Origin of the sequence: Pusillimonas sp. SM2304 (assembly GCF_031628915.1) — a bacterium.
GTDB lineage: Bacteria > Pseudomonadota > Gammaproteobacteria > Burkholderiales > Burkholderiaceae_B > Pusillimonas_C.
Map to the genome: position 1 here is coordinate 377918 of NZ_JAVLUJ010000002.1, position 24929 is coordinate 402846.

General features: G+C 60.8%; 21 protein-coding genes. 8 read left to right on the forward strand and 13 right to left on the reverse strand.

Annotation, left to right across the window (positions count from 1 at the left end):
• The first annotated feature begins 237 nt into the window (after nucleotides 1-237).
• From smc to ligA, 3 genes are read left to right on the forward strand one after another with little or no spacing between them, the layout of a single operon-like run.
• Nucleotides 238-3762, forward strand: coding sequence for a chromosome segregation protein SMC (gene smc / locus RE432_RS10750; RefSeq protein ID WP_310933406.1), 3525 nt, complete (start codon nucleotides 238-240; stop codon nucleotides 3760-3762).
• A gap of 43 nt (nucleotides 3763-3805) precedes the next feature.
• Nucleotides 3806-4828, forward strand: coding sequence for a cell division protein ZipA C-terminal FtsZ-binding domain-containing protein (locus RE432_RS10755; protein ID WP_310933407.1), 1023 nt, complete (start codon nucleotides 3806-3808; stop codon nucleotides 4826-4828).
• Nucleotides 4825-6921 (forward strand): NAD-dependent DNA ligase LigA, encoded by a 2097-nt coding sequence (gene ligA, locus RE432_RS10760; protein ID WP_310933408.1) that lies wholly within the window; start codon nucleotides 4825-4827, stop codon nucleotides 6919-6921. Before RE432_RS10755 ends, ligA begins: the two co-directional genes overlap by 4 nt.
• Before the next feature lie 141 nt (nucleotides 6922-7062).
• Here ligA and RE432_RS10765 read toward each other — a convergent pair whose 3' ends face one another.
• Genes RE432_RS10765 through msrB form a run of 4 tightly spaced genes read right to left on the reverse strand, consistent with a single transcriptional unit; the run spans nucleotide 7063 to nucleotide 9095 of the window.
• The gene (locus RE432_RS10765; RefSeq protein WP_310933409.1) at nucleotides 7063-7839 is read right to left on the reverse strand and encodes a peptidylprolyl isomerase; all 777 of its coding nucleotides are present in this window, start codon (nucleotides 7837-7839) and stop codon (nucleotides 7063-7065) included.
• Nucleotides 7840-7849: 10 nt separating this feature from the next.
• Nucleotides 7850-8119 carry a BolA family protein gene (locus RE432_RS10770; protein WP_310933410.1) on the reverse strand — a complete coding sequence of 90 codons (270 nt, stop codon included), beginning with the start codon at nucleotides 8117-8119 and terminating at the stop codon, nucleotides 7850-7852.
• Complete coding sequence (locus RE432_RS10775; RefSeq protein ID WP_310933411.1) at nucleotides 8119-8703, reverse strand: septation protein A; 585 nt, start codon at nucleotides 8701-8703, stop codon at nucleotides 8119-8121. Before RE432_RS10775 ends, RE432_RS10770 begins: the two co-directional genes overlap by 1 nt.
• Nucleotides 8700-9095 (reverse strand): peptide-methionine (R)-S-oxide reductase MsrB, encoded by a 396-nt coding sequence (gene msrB / locus RE432_RS10780; RefSeq protein ID WP_310934207.1) that lies wholly within the window; start codon nucleotides 9093-9095, stop codon nucleotides 8700-8702. The genes RE432_RS10775 and msrB overlap by 4 nt, the downstream gene beginning before the upstream one ends.
• Nucleotides 9096-9420: 325 nt before the next feature.
• Here msrB and RE432_RS10785 point away from each other — a divergent pair, with 325 nt between their 5' ends.
• The 4 genes from RE432_RS10785 to RE432_RS10800 all read left to right on the forward strand — a co-directional run bounded on the left by RE432_RS10785 (nucleotide 9421) and on the right by RE432_RS10800 (nucleotide 14367).
• The gene (locus RE432_RS10785; RefSeq protein ID WP_310933412.1) at nucleotides 9421-10590 is read left to right on the forward strand and encodes an ABC transporter substrate-binding protein; all 1170 of its coding nucleotides are present in this window, start codon (nucleotides 9421-9423) and stop codon (nucleotides 10588-10590) included.
• A gap of 105 nt (nucleotides 10591-10695) precedes the next feature.
• On the forward strand, nucleotides 10696-11733 hold the full coding sequence (locus RE432_RS10790; RefSeq protein ID WP_310933413.1) for a branched-chain amino acid ABC transporter permease: 1038 nt from the start codon (nucleotides 10696-10698) through the stop codon (nucleotides 11731-11733).
• A 4-nt stretch (nucleotides 11734-11737) separates the two neighbouring features.
• Nucleotides 11738-13597: a branched-chain amino acid ABC transporter ATP-binding protein/permease gene (locus RE432_RS10795; protein WP_310933414.1), complete on the forward strand. Its 1860-nt coding sequence runs from the start codon at nucleotides 11738-11740 to the stop codon at nucleotides 13595-13597.
• Nucleotides 13594-14367, forward strand: coding sequence for an ABC transporter ATP-binding protein (locus RE432_RS10800; protein ID WP_310933415.1), 774 nt, complete (start codon nucleotides 13594-13596; stop codon nucleotides 14365-14367). Before RE432_RS10795 ends, RE432_RS10800 begins: the two co-directional genes overlap by 4 nt.
• Before the next feature lie 1244 nt (nucleotides 14368-15611).
• On the opposite strand, the gene RE432_RS10805 is transcribed toward RE432_RS10800, so the two are convergent.
• The 9 genes from RE432_RS10805 to fdxA form a co-directional block, all read right to left on the reverse strand.
• Complete coding sequence (locus RE432_RS10805; protein ID WP_310933416.1) at nucleotides 15612-16583, reverse strand: branched-chain amino acid ABC transporter permease; 972 nt, start codon at nucleotides 16581-16583, stop codon at nucleotides 15612-15614.
• Entirely contained in the window at nucleotides 16580-17467 is an 888-nt protein-coding gene (locus RE432_RS10810; RefSeq protein WP_310933417.1) for a branched-chain amino acid ABC transporter permease, read from the reverse strand. Before RE432_RS10810 ends, RE432_RS10805 begins: the two co-directional genes overlap by 4 nt.
• Before the next feature lie 94 nt (nucleotides 17468-17561).
• Entirely contained in the window at nucleotides 17562-18773 is a 1212-nt protein-coding gene (locus tag RE432_RS10815; protein WP_310933418.1) for an ABC transporter substrate-binding protein, read from the reverse strand.
• Between the two features lie 54 nt (nucleotides 18774-18827).
• On the reverse strand, nucleotides 18828-19541 hold the full coding sequence (locus RE432_RS10820) for an ABC transporter ATP-binding protein (RefSeq protein WP_310933419.1): 714 nt from the start codon (nucleotides 19539-19541) through the stop codon (nucleotides 18828-18830).
• Complete coding sequence (locus RE432_RS10825; protein WP_310933420.1) at nucleotides 19541-20311, reverse strand: ABC transporter ATP-binding protein; 771 nt, start codon at nucleotides 20309-20311, stop codon at nucleotides 19541-19543. The genes RE432_RS10820 and RE432_RS10825 overlap by 1 nt, the downstream gene beginning before the upstream one ends.
• A gap of 101 nt (nucleotides 20312-20412) precedes the next feature.
• Entirely contained in the window at nucleotides 20413-21045 is a 633-nt protein-coding gene (gene nth / locus RE432_RS10830; protein WP_310933421.1) for an endonuclease III, read from the reverse strand.
• Nucleotides 21042-21692, reverse strand: a complete 651-nt coding sequence (gene rsxB, locus RE432_RS10835; RefSeq protein WP_310933422.1) for an electron transport complex subunit RsxB — start codon at nucleotides 21690-21692, stop codon at nucleotides 21042-21044. The genes nth and rsxB overlap by 4 nt, the downstream gene beginning before the upstream one ends.
• A 31-nt stretch (nucleotides 21693-21723) precedes the next feature.
• The gene (locus RE432_RS10840) at nucleotides 21724-22947 is read right to left on the reverse strand and encodes a polyhydroxyalkanoate depolymerase (protein ID WP_310933423.1); all 1224 of its coding nucleotides are present in this window, start codon (nucleotides 22945-22947) and stop codon (nucleotides 21724-21726) included.
• Between the two features lie 269 nt (nucleotides 22948-23216).
• The gene (gene fdxA / locus RE432_RS10845) at nucleotides 23217-23540 is read right to left on the reverse strand and encodes a ferredoxin FdxA (protein WP_310933424.1); all 324 of its coding nucleotides are present in this window, start codon (nucleotides 23538-23540) and stop codon (nucleotides 23217-23219) included.
• A 161-nt stretch (nucleotides 23541-23701) separates the two neighbouring features.
• Between fdxA and pncB the strand changes: the two genes are divergently transcribed.
• Complete coding sequence (pncB, locus tag RE432_RS10850; protein ID WP_310933425.1) at nucleotides 23702-24877, forward strand: nicotinate phosphoribosyltransferase; 1176 nt, start codon at nucleotides 23702-23704, stop codon at nucleotides 24875-24877.
• The last annotated feature ends 52 nt before the right edge of the window (nucleotides 24878-24929 follow it).

Here is a 24929-nt window from a genome sequence, read left to right on the forward strand (position 1 = left end):
AGTGGTAAGCCATTTGCATGCAACAGCAAGAAAATGTTAGCGAGTATAGCGGCTGCTGGCCGCTCAAACGGAAAATAATAGCGTAGTTTGGTTTCAGGGCATGGACGGCACTATGGGGTGCGTTATCATACGAGCCGGTTGCATGCCTGAATTATTGACCCAGTCCAATCGTCGTTTTCGCGGCCGCCCTGCAGAAAAACGCGGGGTCTGTCGGTTTTTTTATATTGTTCGCTTATTGTGCGTCTGACCCAAATAAAACTAGCCGGTTTCAAATCCTTTGTCGAGCCGACAGTCATTCCCACGCCCAGCCAACTCGTGGGCGTCGTGGGGCCAAACGGCTGCGGGAAGTCCAATATTATCGATGCCGTTCGCTGGGTGCTTGGCGAGACCAAGGCTTCGGAGCTTCGCGGCGAGTCGATGCAGGACGTCATTTTCAATGGCTCGGGCCAGCGCAAGCCGGCAGCCAGGGCGTCGGTAGAGCTGGTCTTCGACAATTCCGAAGGCCGTGCCGTGGGTCAATGGAGCACCTATTCCGAAATCGCGGTCAGGCGGGTCCTGACGCGGGACGGGACCAGCAGCTATCTGGTCAACAACCAGCAGGTGCGCCGGCGCGACATCCACGACATTTTTCTTGGCACGGGCCTGGGCTCGCGCGGCTATGCCATTATCGGCCAGGGGATGATCAATCGCCTGATCGAGGCGCGGCCGGAAGAGCTGCGGGTATTCCTGGAAGAAGCCGCGGGGGTATCGCGCTACAAGGAACGGCGCCGCGAAACCGAGAACCGCCTGGGCGACACGCGCGAAAACCTGACGCGGGTGGAAGATATTTTGCGCGAGCTGGGCAGCCAGCTTGAAAAGCTCGAGGCGCAGGCGGAAGTCGCCGGACAGTATCGGGCCTTGCAGGAAGAGGGCGAGCAGAAGCAGCACGCCTTGTGGCTGCTGAAAGAAAGCAACGCCCAGGAAGACCAGAAAAACAAGTTCGCGGCCATCGAACGAGCCCAGACCGAACTGGAAGAGGCAACGGCCGGCCTGCGTGCCGGAGAAGCCGCGCTCGAGTCGCGCCGGCAGGCGCACTATGCGGCGGGCGACGCGGTGCACGCGGCGCAGGGGCTGCTGTTTGAGGCCGGCGCCCAGGTCAGCCGGCTCGAGGCTGAAATCCGCCATGTGGTCGACTCACGCAACCGCGTGCAGGCGCGGCGCGAGCAGCTTCAGGCGCAAATGCAGGAATGGGCCGATCAGCAGGCGCACTGCGCCGAGCAGATTGCACAGGCAGAGGCCGACCAGGAAACGACCGCCGCGCGCACCGAAGAGCTGCGCGCCCAGGCGGACGAGGCGCAGAGCCAATTGCCCGACATTGAAAACAAAGTGCGCTCCGCCGCGCTTTCCCGCGATGAAATGCGTGGGGTGCTGGCCCGGGTCGAGCAGGAGCTCGCGCTGGTGGCCCAGACCCAGCGCGAGGCAGACCGGCAGTTGCAGGCCCTGGAACAACGGCAGGAGCGCCTGGATCAGGAACTGCGCAACCTGAATGCGCCTGATCCCGCCAATATTGAACGCCTGGCGGGCGACAGCGCCGCCATTGAAGAGCAGCTTGAAGAAGCGCAGGCGCAACTGCTTGAGCTTGAAGACCGCCTGCCCGAGCTGGATGAGCAGCGCCGCCAGGCGCAAGCGGCCGCGCAGGCCGAGTCGCAGGCGGTGTCCAAGCTGGATGCCCGCCTGGCCGCCTTGAGCAAGCTGCAGGAAGACGTGCAGAAGCAGGGCGCGCTGGAGCCTTGGCTGGCGCATCACGAATTGAACGGTTTAGGCCGTTTGTGGCAAAAGCTGCATATCGAGGCCGGATGGGAAACCGCCCTGGAGGCCGTGTTGCGCGAACGCATGGCGGGGCTGGAACTGCGCCAGCTCGAGCATGCCCGGGCCTTTGCCGGCGATGCGCCGCCCGCCAGGCTGGCCTTCTACCAATTGCCGCCGGCGGCGCCCGCGCCGGCCGCGCCCCAGGGCATGCAGGCGCTGGGCAGTCTGCTGCGCATCAGCGATCCCGATCTCCGCGCCCTGCTGAACGACTGGCTCGAAAACGTCTATGTCTGCGACGATGTTGGCAAGGCCTTGTCCACGCGCACGGCGCTGCCCGCTGGCGGCCTGTATGTGGTCAAGGAGGGGCACCTGGTCGACCGCCACAGCATCCGTTTTTACGCGCCCGACTCCGAGCAGGCGGGCCTGTTGGGGCGGCAGCAGGAAATCGAGAACCTGCAGCGCGACCTGAAGGCGCGTCAACTGATCGCCGACGAAGCCGTAGGCCATGTCAGCCGTAGCGAAAGCGCCTGGCAGCAGGTCTCGCAGGGCTTGGCGCCGGCTCGCCAGCGGGTGGCCGAGCTCACGCGCCGCCTGCACGATGTCCAGCTTGAATACTCGAAGCTGAAGCAGCAGGCCGAGCAATCGGGCGAGCGCGCGGGCCGCATCCAGGAAGACCTGGCCGAGATCAAAGTACAGAGCGAAGCCCTGCTGGCCAGCAAAGAGGAAGCCGAAGCCCGCTTCGAGGAACTGGATATCCAGTTGGGTGAGCACCAGACCCGCTTCTCGGACGCCGAAATGTCGGGCGAGGGCTTGCAGGAACAGGCCGAACAGGCCAGGCAGCGCTTGCGCGATCTGGAGCGCAGCGTGCACGAATCCGAGTATGCCGAACGGGCCCTGCAGACCCGGATGGCGGATTTGAAGCGCAATCTGCAGTTGGCGGCCGAGCAGGCGCAACGCGCCCATGCCGAGCTCGAGGGCCTGCAGGGCGAGCTGTTCGAACTGGATGCCTCGGCGTCCCAGGCCGGGCTGCAGGATGCGCTTGAGCTGCGCGCCGAACGCGAAGAGGCGCTTAATCTTGCCCGGATTGAACTCGATAATCTGGCCGCGACCCTGCGCAGCGCCGACGAGGAGCGCGTCGCCATGGAGCGGTCGCTTGAGCCGCGCCGGGCGCGCATTATGGAATTGCAGTTGCAGGAGCAGGCCGCGCGCCTGGCCATCGAACAATTTGCCGAGCAACTCGATGCCCATCAGGTCGACCGCGAACATTTGCGGCAGTTGCTGGAACAGCGGCCCGACGAGTGGCGCCGCACGGCCTGGCTGCAATCCGAAGTACAGCGGATATCGCGCCTGGTCGAGAGCCTGGGCTCGGTGAACCTGGCGGCGCTCGATGAACTGAACGCCGCCCGCGAGCGCAAGGGCTTTCTGGATTCACAGCATCTGGACCTGACCACGGCCATTGAAACCCTGGAAGATGCCATACGCAAGATAGACCGGGAAACCCGCGAGTTGCTGCAAGGCACCTTCGATACGGTCAATGGCCATTTCGGCGAACTCTTCCCGCGTCTGTTCGGCGGCGGCGAAGCCAGGCTGACCATTACGGGCGATGAAATCCTTGATGCCGGCGTACAGGTCATGGCGCAACCGCCGGGCAAGCGCAACAGCACCATCCATTTGCTGTCGGGCGGAGAAAAAGCCTTGACCGCGACGGCGCTGGTGTTTGCCCTGTTCAAGCTGAACCCGGCGCCCTTCTGCCTGCTGGACGAAGTCGACGCACCGCTGGACGACGCCAACACCGAGCGGTATGCCAATCTGGTCAGCAGCATGAGCGAGCAGACGCAGTTTCTGTTCATCTCGCATAATAAAATTGCCATGCAGATGGCCAAGCAGCTGGTGGGCGTTACCATGCAGGAGCAGGGCGTTTCACGCATTGTTGCGGTCGATATCGATTCCGCGCTTCAATTGGCCGAGGTTTGATAATGGATAGGCATAAACCCTTGATGAGACGGCGAGGCTGACAATGAGCGACTTGCAAATCGGTTTGATACTTCTGGGCATCGTCCTGATCCTGATTGTGCTCATCTTCAACTGGTGGCAGGATAGGCGCATACGGCAGAAAATGCAGGAGCATTTTCCCGAGCGTGAACACGACCCGCTGATGGGGGGCCAGCCGGCCGTGCAGGGCCGGCGCGAGCCGGGCTTCGGCCTGCGCGCGCCGGAAGAAGCGCCGGCCGCCGACGATCCTGCCGAGGTCGATCCGACGACTGAAGTCGTGATCGACATCAGTTTTGCGCAGGCCGTGCCCAGCGCGCCCCTGCAGACCGCGATTCAGTCGCTGCTCAAGACGGGCAGCAAGCCGGTGCGTGTCTTCGCGGAACGCGAGGGCGGCGGTCACCGGGCGCGCCTGCGTCCGGGCGAAGCGTATGCGTCCATGCAATTGGCGGTGCTGCTGGCCAATCGCAGCGGCCCCCTGACCGACATCGAGTGGTCGCAGCTCTGGACCGCGGCGCAGGGTCTGGCGGAGCGCTTCGATGGCGCTATCGAAGCGCTCGAACAGGAACAGGTGCTGGCCCGCGCGAGCGAACTCGATCAATTGTGCGCGGCCCTGGATGCCCAGGTCGGTCTGACCCTGCGCCTGCAGGATGCCCTGACGGTGGCTGACGTGTCCGGTGTGCTCAAAGAAGTGGGCTTCCTGCCGTACGGCCGGCAGTTGGCGTGGATGTCCGACACCGGCCTGCCGCGCTTTACCGCGCTGCTGGATGGCGCGCCGGCGCTTGATGTGCAATCGTCCGGCGTCAGCCGCATCGACTTGCTGCTGGACCTGCCCAACAGTCCTGCCGATGAGCAGGCGTTCAGCCGCATGGCCAGTGTGGGGCGCGATCTGGCCCGGCGGCTCAAGGCCGAACTGCTGGACGATCAGGGGCACGTGGTGTCCGATACGGCTGATCAGGCCATCGACCATCAATTGTTCGATTTGTATGGCCGCCTTGGGCAGGCCGGTTTCGAAGCGGGCGAGGAACGCACCGTAAGGGTCTTTTCATGAGTTCTGGCTCCAGCGTAGCAAACACGCCGGCGCAGCAGGTCGACGCTTTACGAACACAGATCAACGAACATAACCATCGTTATTACGTCCTGGACGCCCCGCTGGTTTCCGACGCGGAGTACGACCGGCTAATGGCCGAGCTGATGGCCATCGAACAGGCGCATCCCGACCTGATTACCCCGGAATCGCCTACCCAGCGTGTCGGCGCGCAGCCGCTGGCGGCGTTCAACAGTGTCCGCCACGCGGTGCCCATGCGGTCGCTGGGCAATGCTTTTGACCCTGACGACGTACAGGCCTTCAACAAGCGGGTGTTCGATACCTTGCGCGATGCGGGCCTGGCCAAGGCGGAAGACGCCGTGGAATATGTGGCCGAACTGAAATTCGACGGACTGGCGGTGAGCCTGCGATACGAGGGCGGGCGCCTGGTGCAGGCGGCCACGCGCGGCGATGGACAGACCGGCGAGGACATCACCAGCAATATCCGCACTTTGCGCTCGGTGCCGCTCAAGCTCAAGGGCGATTATCCCGAAGTGCTTGAGGTGCGCGGCGAAGTGCTGATGAATCGGCGCGATTTCGAGAAGCTGAACCAGGCCCAGCAACGGCGCGGTGAAAAAATATTCGTCAACCCGCGCAATGCCGCGGCCGGCAGTCTGCGCCAGCTTGACCCGCGGATCACGGCGACCCGGCCCTTGCGCTTTTTTGCGTATGGCTGGGGCGAGATCCGCATCGTTCACCATGGGCAGACCGAGATGTTCCGGCAAGAGGCCGGCCAGGCCGGAATGCCGCGCAAAACCCACGCGCAGATGCTCGATTGGCTCGAGGCGCTGGGCTTGCCGGTGAATGGCGCGCGCAAGCTGGTTCACGGCGCCGAGGGCTTGCTGGCGTTCTATACCGAAACGGGCGCCGGGCGCGCGGCCTTGCCGTTCGATATCGATGGCGTGGTCTACAAAGTCAATTCGCTTGAGGCGCAGGATGTGCTGGGCTATGTGGCGCGCGCCCCGCGGTTTGCGGTGGCACATAAGTTTCCCGCCCAGGAAGAAACGACACGCTTGATGGGCATAGAGGTGCAGGTGGGGCGCACGGGGGCGATCACGCCGGTGGCGCGCCTGCAGCCGGTGTTTGTGGGCGGCGTGACGGTCACGAATGCCACCTTGCATAACGAAGACGAGATTCGCCGCAAGGATGTGCGCGTGGGCGATACGGTCGTGGTGCGCCGCGCGGGGGATGTGATCCCCGAAGTGGTGGGCCCGGTTCTGGACCTGCGGCCGGCCGATACCTCGCTGTTTGTGATGCCCGAGCACTGTCCCGTCTGCGGTTCCGCGATAGAGCGTGCCGAGGACGAGGCGATCTCGCGTTGTACGGGCGGGCTGTTCTGCGCGGCCCAGCGCAAGCAGAGCCTGAGCCACGCAGCGGGCCGCAAGGCGCTGGATATCGAAGGGCTGGGCGAAAAGCTGGTCGATCAATTGGTGGACAGCGGGCGGGTCAAGTCGCTGGCGGATCTGTTCACGCTGACGGTGATAGAACTGGCGGCTTATGAGCGCATGGGCCGCAAGTCGGCCGAGAATCTGGTGGCGGCGTTGGAGCGGGCGCGTACGCCGGCCCTGGGCCGGCTGCTGTATGCCCTGGGTATCCGGCACGTGGGTGAAACCACGGCCCGCGACCTGGCGCGTCATTTTGGCTCGGTGGACGCGGTGATGGCGGCGGACGAAGCGTCGCTGCTGCAGGTGAACGAGGTCGGGCCTGTCGTGGCTGCATCGATCCTGCGGTTTTTTGCCGAGCCGCATAACCGGGATGTGATTGCCGCGCTGGCGGCGGCAGGGGTGCATGCGGACGCGGAAGCGGCGCCCTCGGGCACCGATTTGCGCCTGGCGGGCAAGACGCTGGTGCTGACAGGCACGATGCCGAACTGGACGCGCGACGAGGCGACACGCCATATTCTGGCCGCGGGCGGCAAGGTCAGCGGATCCGTGTCCCGGAAAACGGCGTATGTGGTCGCGGGGGAAGAGGCCGGCAGCAAGCTGGCGAAGGCGGCGGAGCTGGGGGTGCCTGTGCTGGACGAGGATGGATTGAAGGGGCTGCTGGGGGTGTCGTAGTCCAGCGAAGTTCGGTCCTGGCGTCAGTTTGAAACAAAAAAAGCCGGTGCGTTTTTAGTGCACCGGCTTTGGGTGGGGCGTGCCATGGGGTTCTTGGCGCGTTCCACGAGATGGGCAGCCCGAAAAGGCTGCCCTTTTTGTTTATTTGATTTTGGCGTTCTTGATCAGGCTGTCCTGATACTCGGCCAATTGTTGCTGACGCATCATTTCCTCGATCTGGGGTTTGACTTCAGCCAGTTCGGGGAATTTGACGTCGCGGGTGTCTTCGACCTGGATGATGTGCCAGCCGTACTGGGTTTGCACCGGCTTGTCGGTCATTTGGCCTTTTTTCAGCTTTTCAGCGGCTTCGGCAAATTCAGGCACGTATTTCGATACCGGCGCCCAGCCCAATTCGCCGCCGTTCTGGCCGCTGCCCGTGTCCACCGAGTCTTTCTTGGCGGCGTCGGCGAAGGTGACTTTCTTGGACTTGATGGCGGCGATCAGGTCTTCGGCTTGTTTCTGTTCTTTAACCAGGATGTGGCGCAGGTTGTATTCTTGTTTGCCGGCCTGGGTTTTTTTGATTTCGTCGTATTCGGCCTGGATCTTGGCGTCGGTTACGGGGTTCTTCTTCAGGTGGTCGGCCATCAGCGCGCGGACCAGTATCCCCTGGCGGGCGAGTTCGATTTCTTGCTGGACGGCCGCTTGCTTGTCGATGCCGGCTTTTTCGGCGGCTTGCACGGCGACCAGGCGGTTGACCATTTCCTGTTTGACCTGCGTGCGCAGTTCAGGCGTGTCTTGCGCGCCTTGCTCGATCAGCAGGGCGACGAACTGGTCCAGTTTGTCTTGCGTGATGTTTTGGCCATTGACGGTGGCGACGGTTTGCGCGTAAGCGGGAATGGCAATGGCGCAGGCTGCGGCCAGTACGGCGAGACGTTTCATGTAGGTCCTTTTAGCTTGGGAAATTTTCTTTGGCGACAATGGCCAAAGCGTGAATGGGGTAGGGCATGAGATCGTGGACACGATCATACACAAGCCTGTGCCGCGCAAGGGTGGACAGGCCGGTAAATTGCGGCGACCAGATGTGCACGCGAAAGTGGCTGGCGCCGCCTTTGCTGCCCTCGTGCCCCGCGTGCAAATGCGATTCGTCGATGATGTCCAGGTGGGTGGCCTGAAGCGGTTGAAGACGCGTTTCAAGCAGTGTCTTGCGGTCGGCGGACATCAGGAGCCCTCCTTTGAGTCGCCGGCGCCGGGCAGGGCCTTGCTGGGCTCTTCTTTCATGTGTTTGCCGAGCCAGACCGATTGCAGGATGACGAACAGCAGCAGCAGGGCCATCAGGCCGAAGACTTTGAAGTTGACCCATTGGGACTCTGTGAAGTAGCCCGAGAAGGCCACGTACAGGTTCAGGCCGCCCGACAGCAGGAAGAAGGCCGCCCAGCTGTAGTTGAGTTTGTCCCAAATGGCTGGCGGCATGTCGACTTTGGACCCCATGAGCTTTTGCATGAGGTTGCGTCCGAAGAGGACTTTGCCGCCAACCAGGATGGCGGCAAAGAGCCAGTACAGGACGGTGGGCTTCCATTTGATGAAGGCGTCGTTCTGGAACAGCAGGGTGGCGCCGCCGAACACGATGATGACCGACAGATTGATCCAGTGCGTGGCTTCGATGGCTTTGCCGGTGAGCTTGAGCCAGATGAACTGCCCGATGCCGGCGGCGATGGCCACCGCCGTAGCCGTGAAGATGTCGGAAAACTTGAACGCCAGGAAAAACAGGATCAGCGGAAACAGGTCGAACAGGAATTTCTTCATTGAGCGGGCTCGAATTTGAGCGAAACAGAATTGATGCAATAACGCAGGCCCGTGGGCGGCGGGCCGTCGGGGAAGACATGGCCCAGATGGGAGTCGCACACGTTGCACAGGACTTCGGTGCGCACCATGCCGTGGCTGGTGTCGGTTTCTTCGCGGACGTTGGCCGGGTCCAGCGCCTTGAAATAGCTGGGCCAGCCACAGCCGGCATCAAACTTGGTGTCCGAGGCGAACAGCGCGGTGCCGCAGCCGACGCAGCGGTAGATACCGTGCTCGGCCGTGTCCCAGTAGCGCCCGGTAAACGGGCGTTCCGTGCCTTTCTGGCGCGCAACGGCGTATTCTTCGGGTGTCAGCTCGGCCCGCCACTGCGCATCGGTCTTGGTGATCTTGTTCACATCCTTACCTATCAAAGCAATATTTGTGTCATCTGCCATGTTAATCGACTTTCAGCGGCGCAAGAAGTTGCAGGGAATCTAATTTTATTTTTGTTCGCCCTTGTCTATGCAGGGAATCCCCTAAAAGACTTTGTATCTATTTTTCTCGATAATGCCGAGGCGCCCGCCAAAATTCTTAGAACCTTAAACTATTTCGGACAAACACCTCTGTTTTTCGTTGGTTTAAAGTGATACGCTAATTTGATTAATGGGTTGGATTTTGTATAACTTTCAAGCTTGCCCCTTTTCCCGGAGGGCAGCTACGGTGTCTACCATGGAGACAACAATGAATATCACTCAGTCAATTCGGCTTTCGGCACTGGCCGCTGCAGTGGCGCTGGCCATGCCCATGCTTGCTTCGGCGCAGATCAAGGTTGGCGTTACCGTTGCCAGCACCGGCCCGGCTGCTTCGCTTGGCATCCCCGAGCGCAATACGGTTTCTTTGTTGCCCACCGAGGTCGCGGGTCAAAAAATCGAATACATCGTGCTGGACGATGGCACCGACACGACCGTGGCCGTCAAGAACATGCGCAAGCTGATTACCGATGACAACGTGGACGTGGTGGTTGGCACCTCCGTCACCCCTGGCTCCCTGGCCATGGTCGATGTCGCCGGCGAAACGAAAACACCCATGATCAGCGTGGCCGCCAATGCCAAGATCGTCGAACCGGTCGAAGGCGCGCGCGAATGGGTATTCAAGACGCCCCAGAACGACCAGCTCATGGCCGGCGCGCTGGCCGATGCCATGGAAAAGCAGGGCGTCAAGACGCTGGGCTTCATCGGTTATAGCGACGCCTATGGCGAGGGCTGGCTGAATGTCATGACAGAGGCTGCTGAAGCCAAGGGCATCAAGATGGTGGCGGTGGAGCGCTATGGCCGCACCGATACCAGCGTTACAGGCCAGGCCCTGAAGCTGGTCGCCGCCAAGCCGGACGGTATCCTGGTCGCCGGTTCGGGCACGCCGGTGGCCCTGCCGCAGCGCGAACTCAAAAGCCGTGGCTACAAGGGCATCATGTATCAAACGCACGGCGCGGCCAACAACGACGTGCTGCGCGTCTGCGCCAAAGACTGCAACGACATGATCCTGCCTGCCGGCCCCTTGCTGGTGGCCGATCAACTGCCCGACAGCAATCCCGTCAAGAAAAGCGCGCTTGAATACAAGACCAAATACGAAGCCAAGTATGGCGAAGGCACCATCAATACCTTCGGCGGCCATATGTGGGACGCCGGCCTGCTGATTGCAACGGCCATACCCAATGCCCTGAAAACCGGCGCCAAGCCCGGTACCGCCGAATTCCGCAAGGCCTTGCGCGATGCCATCGAGCAAGTCAAGGACTTGCCGGCCTCGCAGGGTGTTTTCACCATGAGCCCCACCGATCATGCCGGGTTCGATGACCGCGCCCGCGTCATCGTGAAAGTGGTCGACGGCGTCTGGACGTACCAGCCTGACCTGTAATCCGTCCAGTACCATTGGCCAGGCCCGCGCCGCGCGCGGGCCTGGCCAATATTTCGGGTTGAAGCGCCAGGCGTTTCTTTTCCCTAACGTGATGGCATATCCGAAATGGATTCAACGATCGTATTGATTTTGCTGCAGGATGGCGTCATGAATGGCGCTATCTATGCCTTGCTGGGACTGGCTCTGGTCCTGGTCTTCGTGGTGACGCGCGTCATCTTCATACCCCAGGGCGAGTTTGTGGCGTTCGGCGCCCTGACGCTTGCCTTCATGGTCAATGGGCGCATGCCGGGCACCGTCAACCTGCTGCTCATCATCGGCCTGCTGGTGTTCGCCGTCGAGTGCTTTTCCGCCCTGCGCAGCCGCAACTGGGGCGGCATGGGCCGAACCTTTTCCTGGACGGTGCTCCTGCCGCTGGTCTTGTATTTCCTGGCCCCGTTCGTGGTCAGCAAAGATACATCGTTGTGGATCAATGTCCTGTTTTCCATGGCGCTGGTCGTTCCCTTGGGGCCTATGCTGTACCGCCTGGCGTATCAGCCGGTGGCCGAAGCCAGTGTCCTGGTGCTGCTGATCATTTCGGTGGCGGTGCACTTTGCCCTCACGGGCCTGGCGCTGGTTTTCTTTGGCGCCGAAGGCTGGCGCACGCCCCCCTTCATGGAAGGCGAGGTGCAGATGGGCGCCGTGAGCTGGTCGGCCCAGACCTTTTTCGTGCTGGGCACTTGCGCGGCGCTGATTCTTGGCCTGTGGGTGTTTTTCGGCAAGACGCTGTATGGGCGCGCGTTGCGCGCCACCGCTGTCAACCGGCGCGGCGCGCGCTTGGTGGGTATCAGCACCAATATGTCGGGCAGCCTGACTTTCACCCTGGCGGCCGCCATAGGCGCCTTGTCGGGCATGCTGATCGCGCCCGTCACCACCATTTATTACGATACGGGCTTCCTGATCGGCCTGAAGGGCTTTGTCGCCGCCATTTTCGGCGGACTCATCAGCTATCCGGTCGCGGCCGGCGGCGCCTTGTTCGTCGGTATTCTCGAGGCTTTCTCTTCGTTCTGGGCCAGCGCGTACAAAGAGGTCATTGTGTTCACGCTGATTATTCCTGTGTTGCTGTGGCGCTCATTCGGGTCGCACCATATCGAGGACGAGGAGTAATCGCATGAATCGCTTATTGTTGATGGTTGTCGTCCTGGCGCTGGCCCTGCTTCCGCTCGTGCCCGCCACGCCGGAATTCTGGATCACGCATCTTAATTATGTAGGGCTTGCCAGCCTGGTCGTGCTGGGCCTTATCCTGCTGACCGGGATCGGCGGCCTGACGTCATTCGGCCAGGCCGCCTTTGTCGGCATTGGGGCGTATGCCACCGCCTGGCTGACGACATCCGCGGGCTGGTCGCCCTGGGTGGCGCTGTTCATCGGCCTGCTGATTACCTTTCTGGTGGCGTATATCCTGGGGGCAATCACCCTGCGGCTGTCGGGGCATTATCTGCCGCTGGGCACCATCGCGTGGTGCTTGTCCCTGTACTATTTGTTCGGCAACCTGAGCTTTCTGGGCCAGTACGATGGCATTGCAGGTATCGCCCCCATCGACATCTTCGGCTTCTCGCTGGGCCGGGGGCGCCATATCTATTACCTGATCTGGATCTTTGTGCTGCTGTCCATGTGGGCCACCCGCAATCTGCTCGATTCGCGGCCCGGGCGTGCCATCCGCGCCTTGAAAAGCGGCGGCGGCATGGCCGAATCCTTCGGCATCAACATGGCCAGCTACAAGGTCATTGTCTTCGTCTATGCCGCGCTGCTGGCCTGCGTTTCGGGCTGGCTGTACGCGCACATGCAACGAGCCGTCAGCCCCAGTCCCTTTGGCCTGAACTATGGCATTGAATACCTGTTCATGGCGGTCGTGGGCGGCGCGGGCAGCGTCTGGGGCGCGGTCATCGGGTCGGGCCTGATCCTGACGCTGAAAGACCAGCTGCAAAATGTACTGCCCAAGATTCTCGACACGACGGCCAATTTCGAGCTAATCGTTTTCGGCGTGCTGATGATACTGGTCCTGCAATATGCGCGGGACGGCGTATGGCCCATCCTGGCATCCTGGTGGTCGGCCCTGACCGGCAAGACCGAGCGCCGGCGCGTCGCGCCGCCGCCGCAGGCGCCGGCCCTGCCGATGCGCCCGCGCCCCGAAAAGGGTTCGCTGGTGCTCGAGGTCGACGCCATCCGCAAGGAATTTGGCGGCCTGGTTGCCGTCAACGACATCAGTTTTTCGCTGAAAGCGGGCGAAATCATGGGCCTGATCGGCCCCAATGGCGCCGGTAAAAGCACCACGTTCAACCTGATCACCGGTGTGCTGCCTGCAACGCGGGGCAAGGTCCGCTTCCTGGGCGAGCGGCTTGACGCCTTGCCTTCGCGCGAGATCGCCAAGCTGGGTGTGGGGCGCACCTTCCAGCATGTGCAGCTCTTGCCGACCATGACCGTGCTGGAAAATGTGGCCTTGGGCGCGCATCTGCGCAGCAAGGTCGGGGTGCTGGCCGCTGCCCTGCATATAGAAAGGCGGGAAGAAGCCGAGCTGCTGCACGAAGCCGCCACGCAATTGCAGCGTGTCGGGCTGGGCGACTATCTGTACGAGCAGGCCGGCAATCTGGCCTTGGGCCAGCAGCGCATTCTGGAAATTGCCCGGGCCTTGGCCGCGGACCCGGTCCTGTTGCTGCTGGACGAGCCGGCGGCGGGCTTGCGCTACAAGGAAAAACAAGAGCTTGCCAAAGTGCTCGACCAGCTTCGCCAGGAAGGGATGAGCATTCTGCTGGTCGAGCATGACATGGATTTTGTCATGAACCTGACCGATCACCTGGTCGTCATGGACTTCGGCACCAAGATCGCCGAAGGCATGCCGGCGGCGGTGCAGCAGCATCCGGCGGTGCTGGAAGCGTACCTGGGCGGCATAGACGATGATTTCAATTTCGATGACTCCACGGATGCGGCTGTGCCCGCCAGCGGCGCTGCCGTGGGTACCGGGGGAACAGCATGAGCACGAGCAAGCCTAAGCATCCCATTTTGCAAGTGACCGACCTGACGGCCCGCTATGGCAAGGTCACGGCGGTGACGGGGGCGAATATCGCCGTGACCCGTGGAAGTATTGTGACCGTGATCGGCGGCAATGGGGCGGGCAAATCCACCTTGCTCAATGCCATCATGGGTGCTTTGCCCGCCACGGGCAATAGTTCAGGGTCGGTACAGTACCTGGGGTCTGAAATCGGGTCGTGGCAGGTGGAGCGCCGGGTGTCGGACGGGATATCGCTGGTGCCTGAAAGGCGTGAGCTGTTCGGCAGCATGACGGTGGAAGACAATCTGCTTCTGGGCGGCTTTCGCCTGTATCGCGCCGGCAAGCACGGCTGGAAAGAAACCATCAATGAAGTCTATGATCTTTTTCCGCGCCTGCGCGAGCGCAAGGGGCAACAGGCAGGGACGTTGTCGGGCGGCGAACGCCAGATGCTGGCAGTGGGCCGTGCCTTGATGGCGCAGCCGCAGTTGCTGATGCTCGATGAGCCCAGCCTGGGGCTGGCGCCACGCATTGTGCGTGAGATTTTCCAGATTATTGCGCGCTTGCGCAGCACGGGTGTGGCGATTTTGCTGGTCGAGCAGAATGCCCGGGCGGCGTTGCAGGTGGCTGATTACGGGTATGTGCTGGAAACCGGCGAGATTATTCTGGAAGGCAAGGCGAAAGAGCTCGCGGGCAATCCGCGTGTGATCGAAAGCTATCTGGGATTGGGCAATGCGAATAAGGAAGTTGTTGTTTAGCCACCTGGTTTTTGGCGGGCTAGATGCACTGGATATGGGTTCTTGATAGAGATCGTCTCTTGATCTCTTGAGAAATATCGGTTCTCAAGAAATATCGGCTCTTAAGAAATATCGGTTCTTAAGAAAGCCGGCTGTGGCGGGGGCCGCTCCGGCTTCGCGCGCTACGACCCCGGCTACGCCGGGGTTGCCCGTTTGAGCCAGGCAAAACGAGGCGGGTGCGGAACTCGGCCGATCGGGCCAGTGGCCCGACATGCGCCGGCCTCAAACATGCCGCCCCCTTGCCCCCTCGTTTTGCCTGGCTCAAACGGCGTGCGCGAGGCGCCTGCGCAGCCCCCGCCACAGCCGGCTTTTTAGAATGTCTTATGCCTGGGAAGCCGATTGTTTGTTGTCCATGTTGCTGTGCTATTCGCAATCATCCAAGACTCTTTGCAGTTGCTGTGTGCGAAGGGGACGGTCCGGTGGTTGGGTGTGATATCGCTTCTTAAGAAAGCCTGCGCAGCCCCCGCCACAGCCGGCTTTTTAGAATGTCTTATGCCTAGGATGCCGATTGTTTGTTGTTCATGTTGCTGTGCTATTCGCAATCGTCCAAGACTCTTTGCAGTTGCTGTGTGCGAGGGGGGTGGTCCGGTGGTTGGGTGCGATATCGCTTCTTAAGAAAGCCTGCGCAGCCCCCGCCAAAGCCGGCTCTTTAGAATGTCTTATGCCTGGGATGCCGATTGTTTGTTGCTCATATTGCTGTGCTACTCGGGATTGTTCAAGACTCTTTGCTGTTGCTGTGTGCGAAGGGGACGGTCCGGTGGTTGGGTGTGATATCGCTTCTTAAGAAAGCCTGCGCAGCCCCCGCCACAGCCGGCTCTTTAGAATGTCTTATGCCTGGGATGCCGATTGTTTGTTGCCCATATTGCTGTGCTACTCAGGATCGTTCAATATTTTCTGCAGTTGCCATGGGCGAGTGGGGGCGGTCCGGCGGTTAGGCGTGCGCCGCGTGCTGACGAAGGGAAGCCGGGGGCTGTCGTCGGGCGCTGTTTGACCGGAGCGCAGCGTAGGGAGTTCGCCCGACGCCCGGCTGGACGAGGCAGACGCGGATTCAAGCACGCCGTGCCGGACCGCCCCCATTCGCCCATGGCAACGTGATAAGAATAACAAAGAGCCACGCCAACCCATACAAAAAAACAACCCGCTGATTTGGCAGTCAGCGGGTTGTCTTGATGCAGAGGGTTTGCCGGTTTGCTTCAGAAGAAGCGTCAGGCTTTTTTGGCTCTGAACAGGTGGACGAGTTCGCCCACGATGCCGCGCCGGAATGCCATGACGCAGATGATGAAGATGAGGCCGATCACAATGGTGACGGACTCGCCCAGGACCTGGAACCATTGGATGCCTGTGGCGTGGCTCAGGAAGCGTCCGAATTCGCCCACTTTGTTCTCGAGCATGACGACGATGAATGCGCCCAGGACGGGCCCGGTAAAGGTGCCCAGCCCGCCGATCAGGGTCATCAGGATGACCAGGCCGGACATTTGCCAGGTGGCGTCCGACAATGTCGCCGAGACGAAGACCAGTGCCTTGGTTGCGCCGGCAAGCCCGGCCAGCGCGGCCGACAACACGAATACCAGCAGCTTGAAGTTGTCGACGTTGTAGCCCAGGGAAATGGCCCGGGGTTCGTTTTCGCGGATGGCTTTGAGCACTTGGCCGAAAGGCGAATTGATGGTGCGCCAGCAGATGATGTAGCCAATAATGAAGATGGCCATCACCACGTAGTACAGGTTGATGTCCTGGGTAAGGTCCAGGCCGAACAGCGAGCCGCGCGGTATCCCTTGCAGACCGTCTTCGCCATGCGTGAAGGGCGCCTGCAGAAAGAAGAAGAACACCATCTGCGCCATGGCCAGGGTGATCATGGCGAAGTAGATGCCACTGCGCCGTATGGCCAGCGCGCCCATGACCAGACCCATCAGCGCGGCCACGCCGGTGCCGAACAGCAGCCCGACGATGGTCGGGAATCCCCATACCGCCAGTGCGTGCCCGGTGGCATAGGCGGCCCCGCCCAGGAAGGCGGCGTGGCCGAATGACAGCAGGCCGGTATAGCCGAGCAGCAGGTTGAAGGCGCAGGCAAACAAGGCGTAGCACATGACCTTCATGACGAAAATCGGATAGGCGCCTATTGCCGGCAAGAGGGCAACAATGATCGCAACCAGTATGTAGCTTATTAATTGACGATTCATTTTTCTTTCCCAAAGAGTCCGGCGGGGCGCAGCAGCAGAACAATAACCATGATGATGAATACAACAGTGTTGGAGGCCTCGGGCCAGAAGACCTTGGTCAGGCCTTCGATGACGCCCAGGCCCAGCCCGGTGACGATGGAGCCCATGATGGAACCCATGCCGCCGATGACAACCACTGCGAAGACCACGATGATCAGGTTGGAGCCCATCAGCGGCGAGACTTGCATGATGGGGGCGGCCAGCACGCCGGCAAAGCCGGCCAGCGCCACGCCGAAGCCGTAGGTAAGGGTGACGACCAGCGGTACATTGACGCCGAACGCTTCGACCAGCTTGGGATTTTCAGTGCCCGCGCGCAACAGGGCGCCCAGGCGGGTTTTTTCAATGACGAACCAGGTGGCGATGCACACCACAACCGACGCAACCACGACCCAGGCGCGATAGATCGGCAGGTACATGAAGCCCAGGTTGACGCCGCCTTTCAACAGATCGGGCGTGGGGTAGGGCTGGCCGGAAACGCCGTACATGCTGCGGAAGACCCCTTCAATGAGCAGGGTGATGCCGAAGGTCAGCAACAGGCCGTACAGGTGATCGAGCTTGTACAGGTGCCGGATCAGCAGGCGTTCGATGACGATGCCGAACAGGCCCACGAGCACAGGCGCGACGATCAGCATCAGCCAGTAGTTCAGACCCAGGTACTGCAGGCCCATCCATGCGACGAAAGCGCCCAGCATGTACAAGGCGCCATGGGCGAAGTTGATGATGTTGAGCAGCCCGAAGATAACGGCGAGGCCTAATGAAAGCACGGCATAGAAAGAGCCGTTGACCAGGCCCAGAAGCAACTGTCCGAGCAGGGCCTGGATGGGTATGCCAAATATTACAGTCATAACGATAAGAGGTCCGTGACGGGGCTATGATCGGTCCCCAGATGAAGCAAGAGGCCTCGCAGCTTGCGCGTGAGAGGCCTCTGGAGCGTAGCGTTTATTTTTTGATGAACTTGCAAGTGGATTCTTCGAGCGAAGCGTAGACTTGGTCGCCCGGCAGCTTCTTGACGACTTTGTAGTAATCCCACGGACGTTCGGATTCGGACGGTTTCTTGACTTCCATGAGGTACATGTCGTTGACGACGCGGCCATCTTCACGCACGACGGCGTCATGGGCAAAGAAGTCGTTGACCTTGTTGGATTTCATCCATTTCATGACTTCATCGCCGTCGTCAGTGCCGGTGGCCTCGACTGCCTTCAGGAAGTAGGCCGCGGCCGAATAGTCGCCGGCTTGCAGGAAGGATGGCATGCGGTTCATTTTCTTGTAGAAACGCTCGGCCCATTCGCGCGACGCGTCGTCCTGGTTCCAGTACCAGGCGGAGGTCAGGTTCATGCCTTGCGTGGCGTCCAGGCCCAAGGCGTGGACATCGTTGATGAACACCAGCAGGCCGGCCAGCTTCATGGTTTCGGTCACGCCGAATTCCTTGGCGGACTTGACCGAGCTGATGAAGTCGCCGCCGGCGTTGGCCAGCCCCAGGATTTTCGCGCCCGATGATTGCGCCTGCACCAGGAAGGACGAGAAGTCGGCCGTGCCCAGCGGCACCCTGACGGCGCCCACGACATCGCCGCCCGCCTTCTTGACGACTTCGCTGGTATCGCGTTCGAGCGAGTGGCCAAAGGCGTAGTCGGCAGTCAGGAAGAACCACGATTTGCCGCCTTCGTCCACGATGGCGGAACCCGTGCCGCGCGCCAGGGCGATGGTGTCATAGGCATAATGCAGCGTGTAGGGCGAGCATTGCGAGTTGGTCAGGTTGGACGAGCCCGGCCCGATGGCCATGAAGGGCTTTTTCTTTTCCTGGGCGACAGCGGCCATGGCCAGCGCAGTGGCCGAGTTGGTGCCGCCGATGAGCATGTCGATTTTTTGCTCGTCGAACCATTCGCGGGCGCGGGCCGAGGCGATGTCGGCCTTGTTCTGGTGGTCGGCGATCATGAATTCGATTTTCTTGCCGTTGATCTCGCCGCCCGCATCTTCGATGGCCATGCGCACGGCTTCGCCGCCGCCGGCGCCATCGATATCGGAGTAGACACTGGACATGTCGGTGATCATGCCGATGCGGATGACGTCATCGGAGATGCCGGCGGCCTGTCCCGGAAGGGCAAAGCCAAGTCCGGCAACGGCCAGCGCGGCCGATAGGGTGCGCAATTTCATGGGTAAGTCTCCTTGTTGTTGTGCCGGCATGTGCCGGTGATAGAGGTTGTGAGCTTATACGCCCAGTAGCGTGTTGAGGGTGTCTTGTTTGGAAGCCAGGTCGGCCGAGGCGATTTCCTCGACGATCTGGCCGTGTTCCATGACGTAGAAGCGGTCGGCCAGCGGCGCGGCAAAGTGGAAGTTCTGCTCGACCATGACGATGGTGTAGCCCTTGGCCTTGAGCGCCGTGATCATGCGCGCCAGCGCCTGCACAATGACCGGGGCCAGCCCTTCCGAGATTTCGTCGAGCAGCAGCAGGTTGGCGCCTGTGCGCAAGATGCGCGCCACGGCCAGCATTTGCTGTTCGCCGCCCGACAGGCGGGTGCCCGGCGAATGCTTGCGTTCTTCAAGGTTGGGAAACATGTTGTAGATTTCGGCCAGCGACATGCCGCCGCCCAGCGTATCGCCCACGATGGGGGGCAGCAGCAGGTTCTCTTCGCAGGACAGCCCGGCAAAGATCCCGCGTTCTTCAGGGCAGTAGCCGATGCCCAGGTGGGCAATGCGGTAGGTAGGCAGGTTGATGGATTCCGTGCCCTGGATGCGGATCGATCCTTTGCGTGCGCCGGTCAGGCCCAGGATGGCGCGCAGTGTGCTGGTGCGGCCCGAGCCATTGCGCCCCAGAAGGGTGACGACTTCCCCTTGGTTGACGTTGAAATTGACGCCGTGCAGGACATGGGATTCGCCATACCAGGCGTGCAGATCAGAGATTTCGAGTGCGGCGGTAGTCATCAGTGAGCCCCTTCAAGTTCGCCGGTGGTTGTGCCCATGTAGGCTTGCATCACATCGGGGTTGCGTGAGACGTCTTGATAGTTGCCTTCGGCCAGTACGGCGCCTCGGGCAAGTACGGTGATCTTGTCGGCAATTTGCGAAATGACATTCATGTTGTGCTCGACCATGAGGATGGTGCGGCCGGCACTGACTTTCTTGATCAGTTGCGTGACCCGGCTGACATCTTCGTGACCCATGCCTTGCGTAGGTTCGTCCAGCAGCATGAGTTCGGGCTCCATGGCCAGGGTCGTGGCGATTTCCAGCGCGCGCTTGCGGCCGTAGGGAAGGTTGACAGTATATTCGTGCGCGAAGTCGGCCAGGTCGACTTGCGCCAGCAGATCGTAGGCCGCGTCGTTCAGGTGATTGAGAATGCGGTCGCTGCGCCAGAAGTGGTAGGACTTGCCCGTGGCGCGCTGCAGGCCGATGCGCACGTTTTCAAGCACCGTCAGTTGGGGAAAGACCGCGGAAATCTGAAACGAACGGATAATGCCCCGCCGTGCGATCTGCGGGGGTTTCTCGTGCGTGATTTCGTGCCCGGAAAAGAAGATCTTGCCCGAGGTTGGCGTCAGGAACTTGGTCAGGAGATTGAAGCAGGTGGTTTTTCCGGCTCCGTTAGGTCCGATCAAGGCATGAATGCTGCCGCGCTGGACCTGCAAATTGACATTGTCTACCGCAACGAAACCGCGGAACTCTTTGTTTAGGTTTTGGGTTTCTAGAATATATTCGCTCATACCAACCGGCTGTGGTTTTACTACTATTTAAGATTCGAGTAAGTATGCGAGTATCACTTTTAAAACGCCATGCGGGTTTTACATAGGTTTCAGGAAAACCCCTAAACGGTTTTGTCTTTGTATTCACACAGGTCTGCAATGCCGCACTGTGGGCAGTTGGGCTTGCGCGCCACGCAGACGTAGCGGCCGTGCAGAATCAGCCAGTGATGCGCGTCTTGCAGGAAGGGCTTGGGGATGACTTTGTTCAGCTTGCGCTCGACCTCGAGTACGGTTTTGCCGGTTGCAATACGCGTGCGGTTGGCGACCCTGAATATGTGCGTATCCACGGCGACCGTTGGATGGCCGAAGGCCGTGTTCAGCACGACGTTGGCGGTCTTGCGCCCTACGCCGGGCAGTGCTTCGAGCGCCTCGCGGTTTTCGGGAACCTGGCCCTGATGCAGGTCCAGCAGCATCTGACAGGTCAAGATGACATTATGTGCCTTGGTTTTATACAGGCCAATGGTCTTGATGTAATCGGCCAGGGCGGCTTCGCCCAGCGCCAGCAGGCCGGCCGGTGTGCCGTGTTCGGGAAAGAACTTGCGGGTGGCCAGGTTCACCGACCGGTCAGTGGCCTGCGCCGACAGGATGACGGCGATCAGCAACTGAAAATGCGTGTCGTACTCGAGCTCGGTGGTGGGCGTAGGGTTGGCGGCCTGCATGCGCCGGAAAATTTCAGTGCGTTTGGCGGTATTCATTTTTTCTGGCGCCGCGCGCGGGCACGTGCCAGCGCATCGGCAATCACTTGTTGACGGGTGGCGGCATCGCTGCCGGCCAGCGCGGCCACGGGCGCTTTGTTGGCCAGTGTCCGGGCAGCCAGGCCGGAGGATTCGTGGTGCAGGGCTTCGAGCCTGCGTTGCCGCTGCTGATAGCGGGCGCGTGCGGTGTCGGCCTGCGCGACGGTCCAGTCCTTGCCCGATTCGACCATGCTGATGCAATCCACCGGACAGGGGGCCACGCACAGATCGCAACCGGTGCAGTCGTCGGCCAGCACGGCATGCATCAGCTTGTTGGCGCCGACGATGGCGTCTACCGGACAGGCCTGGATGCAGAGCGTGCAGCCTATGCAGTGGGCCTCGTCGATGACGGCGACCCGCTGCGGGAGGTGTTCGCCGCAGTCGGTGTTCAGGGGCGGCTCGGTACGTTGCAGCAGCTCGGCCAGGGCGCGTATGCCATCCTGGCCGCCGGGCGGGCAGCGATTGATTTCCTGTCCGTCCAGCGCGATGGCGCGTGCGTACGGACGGCATCCGTCATAGCCGCATTTTGTGCACTGGGTCTGGGGAAGCACCGCATCGATGCGGTCGATCAACTGGGAAGAAGGCATAAAAAAATCAGGGGCCGCCAAGGCCCCTGATTGCGATGATGAGCCAGAGCCCTTACGCGGCGTCGCGTATGAACCGGGCTATTTTAGGACATATTGTTTCGCGCCAGCGCCGGCCCGAGAAAATGCCGTAGTGGCCGCAATCCTTGGCGGTGTAATGCTGCTTGCGCGCTTGTGGAATGCCGCTGCACAGCTTGTGGGCGGCCTGGGTTTGGCCCTGGCCCGAAATATCGTCCAGTTCGCCTTCGATGGTGAACAGCGCCACCGTGCCGATGGCCGAGGGATCGACGGTCTGGCCGTCGATCTGCCATGTGCCGCGCGGCAACTGGTATTCCTGGAAGACGATTTTGATGGTGTCCAGATAGAACTCGGCCGGCATGTCCAGTACGGCGTTGTATTCGTCGTAAAAGCGGCGGTGCGCTTCGGCATCGTCGTTGTCGCCCTTGAGCAGGTCCATGTAGAAGTCATAGTGCGAGCGCAGATGGCGATCCGGATTCATGGCCATGAAGCCGGCATGCTGCAGGAAGCCGGGATACACCTGCCGGCCTACGCCCGGGTATCGGGCGGGGACGCGATGGATGACGTTGTCCTCGAACCAGGAATAGGGTTTCGTGGTGGCCAGGCGATTGACCTGGGTGGGCGATTTGCGGCAATCGATGGGGCCGCCCATCATGATCATGCTGCGAGGCAGGCAGGGATCATTGTTGGCGGCCATCAGGGAAATGGCTGCCAGCGCCGGGACAGTGGGCTGGCAGACCGACATGACGTGCACATCCGGCCCCAGATGGCGGATGAATTCCTGTATGTACCGGACGTATTCGTTCAGCGGGAAGGGGCCGGCCGAGGCGGGCACCATGCGCGCATCGATCCAGTCGGTGACATAGACCTGGTGGTTGGGCAGCAGGGCGCGTACGGTATCGCGCAGCAGCGTCGCGTGATGGCCCGACAGCGGGGCCACCAGCAGCACGCGCGGGTCGTCCTGCGCCGCGTCGTGGTGGCGTTCGAAGTGAATCAGGTTACAGAAACTTTTCTGCACGACCAGGCGTTCGCTGATCTCGACGGTCTTGCCGGCCATGGTGGTCTGGCCCAGGCCCCATTGGGGTTTTTCGTAGTCCTTGCCAAGACGGTGCACCAGCTCGTACGTTGCGGCGATTTGCCGCGATACCGGCGTATAGGCGAATGGGCTGTACGGATTCGAGAAAATCTGCGAACCGGTATCCGTGAAGGCAGCCAGCGGAGTCAGAAACGACCGTTGAAGCTCGTGTAGGTCATACAACATGGTAAAGCCTCGGTATGTGGAAACTTATTCTTTTGAATCGTGCTCTTCTTAACGGCGGTCAAGGCGGAACCTTTACTGATCGTCTATCGTTATAAGCTAATCACATAATAATCAGGATTACCAGATAATTACTGTTAATTTGGACGGGAGCAAGGCGCCCAGCTGTAGCGAACGGGCGTTCTACGCTAGGCGAAAGGGCTCGATCGGCAGGAATCGGGCCATCACCTGAATTGATGTATTTGCGCAACAGCGAGCGGCGCGGGGCCGCCTTAGCGCTCCAGGTACTGGAGCTTGTCGGCCACGCCATTCCAGTCGTCGGCCTCGGGCAAGGGTTTCTTCGAGCGGTTGATCATGCCGAACTCAGGGGAAAGCTCGGCATTCAGTTCGATGAACGATACCTGATCCTGCGGGACGTCTTCTTCGGCGAAAATGGCATTGGCGGGACATTCGGGCACACAGACGGCGCAATCGATGCATTCGTCGGGATCGATGACCAGGAAGTTGGCCCCTTCACGAAAACAGTCGACCGGACAGACATCGACACAGTCGGTGAATTTACATTTAATACAGTTTTCGGTGACCACGTGCGTCATTTTGCGACTCCAACATCAGATGCCAGGGATTTTAACCAATAAATACAGGTAAGCTCTGATTGACCTGCTGGTAAAGCAGGTCTTTAAGAAAAACAAAGCTTCCTGGCCACGGCATGGAGCCCGCCTTGTGCTATGGTAAGTAAAATTTTACCTGTTATGCGATGATAATCACCTCGTTACTCGACACCGACCTGTACAAGTTCAGCATGATGCAAGTGGTGCTGCATCATTTTCCCGCTGCGCAAGTAGAGTATCGCTACAAATGCCGCACACCCCATATCAATCTGGCGGCCTATCTGGACGAAATCCGAAGCGAAATCCACGACCTGTGCCAGTTGCGCTTTGCCGAGGAAGAGCTGCAGTATCTGCGCAGCCTGCGCTTCATCAAAAGCGATTTCGTCGACTTCCTGGGCTTGTTCCACATGCCCGAGAAGTGCATCAAGGTGACCGAGTCGGCCGTGCCCGGGGAAATCGATATCTCTGTGAAAGGCCCCTGGCTGCATACCATCCTGTTCGAAATTCCCGTCCTGGCCATCGTCAACGAAGTCTACTTCCGCAACGTCTGCAAAGAGCCGGGCTGGGAAGAGGGGCGCGAGCGGCTGCAGAAGAAAATGCTGCTGGTCACCGACGATCCGGCGCTGGCTGATTTTCGCGTGGCCGAGTACGGCACGCGCAGGCGATTCTCGAAGCAGTGGCACGAAGAGGTCGTCGTCACGATGAAGGCGCAGATGGGCGCCAATTTTGCCGGCACCAGCAATGTCAGGCTGGCCATGAAGCATGGGGTCACCCCGCTGGGCACCATGGGCCACGAGTACTTGCAGGCATGCCAGGCCCTGGGCCCCCGCCTGCGCGATTCGCAGGTTTACGCGCTCGAGGTCTGGGCCAAGGAATATCGCGGCGATCTGGGCATTGCGCTATCGGACGTCTATGGCATGGACGCCTTCCTGCGGGACTTCGATATGTACTTCTGCAAGCTCTTCGACGGGGCGCGCCATGATTCCGGCGATCCTTTCGTATGGGGCGAGCGCTTGCTGGCGCACTATGCCGCCAATCGCACCGACCCGCGCACCAAGACCTTGGTGTTCTCGGACGGGTTGACGATTCCGCGCGCCATCGAGCTGGCCAAGCGTTTTGCCGGGCGATGCAAGATTTCTTTCGGGATCGGCACCAACCTGACCAACGATCTGGGCCATGAGCCTTTGCAGATTGTCATGAAAATGGTCCGTTGCAATGGTCAGCCTGTGGCCAAGGTGTCCGATGCGCCGGAAAAAACCATGTGCGACGATCCCGCCTACCTGGCTTATCTGCGCCAGGTCTTCGAACTGCCCCCCGCCTGAGCCGGGTTCGGCCAGCCCCGCATCCCTCTTTTCCCAAATCCTTTCCGGAGCA

Bases quoted from the DNA above. Each gene is read 5' to 3' on its own strand.
- RE432_RS10765 (WP_310933409.1), bottom strand. From the start codon at position 7,839: ATGAAACGTCTCGCCGTACTGGCCGCAGCCTGCGCCATTGCCATTCCC.
- ligA (WP_310933408.1), top strand. From the start codon at position 4,825: ATGAGTTCTGGCTCCAGCGTAGCAAACACGCCGGCGCAGCAGGTCGAC.
- RE432_RS10785 (WP_310933412.1), top strand. From the start codon at position 9,421: ATGAATATCACTCAGTCAATTCGGCTTTCGGCACTGGCCGCTGCAGTG.
- RE432_RS10805 (WP_310933416.1), bottom strand. From the start codon at position 16,583: ATGAATCGTCAATTAATAAGCTACATACTGGTTGCGATCATTGTTGCC.
- RE432_RS10810 (WP_310933417.1), bottom strand. From the start codon at position 17,467: ATGACTGTAATATTTGGCATACCCATCCAGGCCCTGCTCGGACAGTTG.
- nth (WP_310933421.1), bottom strand. From the start codon at position 21,045: ATGAATACCGCCAAACGCACTGAAATTTTCCGGCGCATGCAGGCCGCC.
- RE432_RS10795 (WP_310933414.1), top strand. From the start codon at position 11,738: ATGAATCGCTTATTGTTGATGGTTGTCGTCCTGGCGCTGGCCCTGCTT.
- RE432_RS10840 (WP_310933423.1), bottom strand. From the start codon at position 22,947: ATGTTGTATGACCTACACGAGCTTCAACGGTCGTTTCTGACTCCGCTG.
- RE432_RS10755 (WP_310933407.1), top strand. From the start codon at position 3,806: ATGAGCGACTTGCAAATCGGTTTGATACTTCTGGGCATCGTCCTGATC.
- RE432_RS10800 (WP_310933415.1), top strand. From the start codon at position 13,594: ATGAGCACGAGCAAGCCTAAGCATCCCATTTTGCAAGTGACCGACCTG.
- RE432_RS10825 (WP_310933420.1), bottom strand. From the start codon at position 20,311: ATGAGCGAATATATTCTAGAAACCCAAAACCTAAACAAAGAGTTCCGC.
- RE432_RS10820 (WP_310933419.1), bottom strand. From the start codon at position 19,541: ATGACTACCGCCGCACTCGAAATCTCTGATCTGCACGCCTGGTATGGC.
- RE432_RS10775 (WP_310933411.1), bottom strand. From the start codon at position 8,703: ATGAAGAAATTCCTGTTCGACCTGTTTCCGCTGATCCTGTTTTTCCTG.
- RE432_RS10790 (WP_310933413.1), top strand. From the start codon at position 10,696: ATGGATTCAACGATCGTATTGATTTTGCTGCAGGATGGCGTCATGAAT.
- RE432_RS10815 (WP_310933418.1), bottom strand. From the start codon at position 18,773: ATGAAATTGCGCACCCTATCGGCCGCGCTGGCCGTTGCCGGACTTGGC.
- fdxA (WP_310933424.1), bottom strand. From the start codon at position 23,540: ATGACGCACGTGGTCACCGAAAACTGTATTAAATGTAAATTCACCGAC.
- RE432_RS10770 (WP_310933410.1), bottom strand. From the start codon at position 8,119: ATGTCCGCCGACCGCAAGACACTGCTTGAAACGCGTCTTCAACCGCTT.
- pncB (WP_310933425.1), top strand. From the start codon at position 23,702: ATGATAATCACCTCGTTACTCGACACCGACCTGTACAAGTTCAGCATG.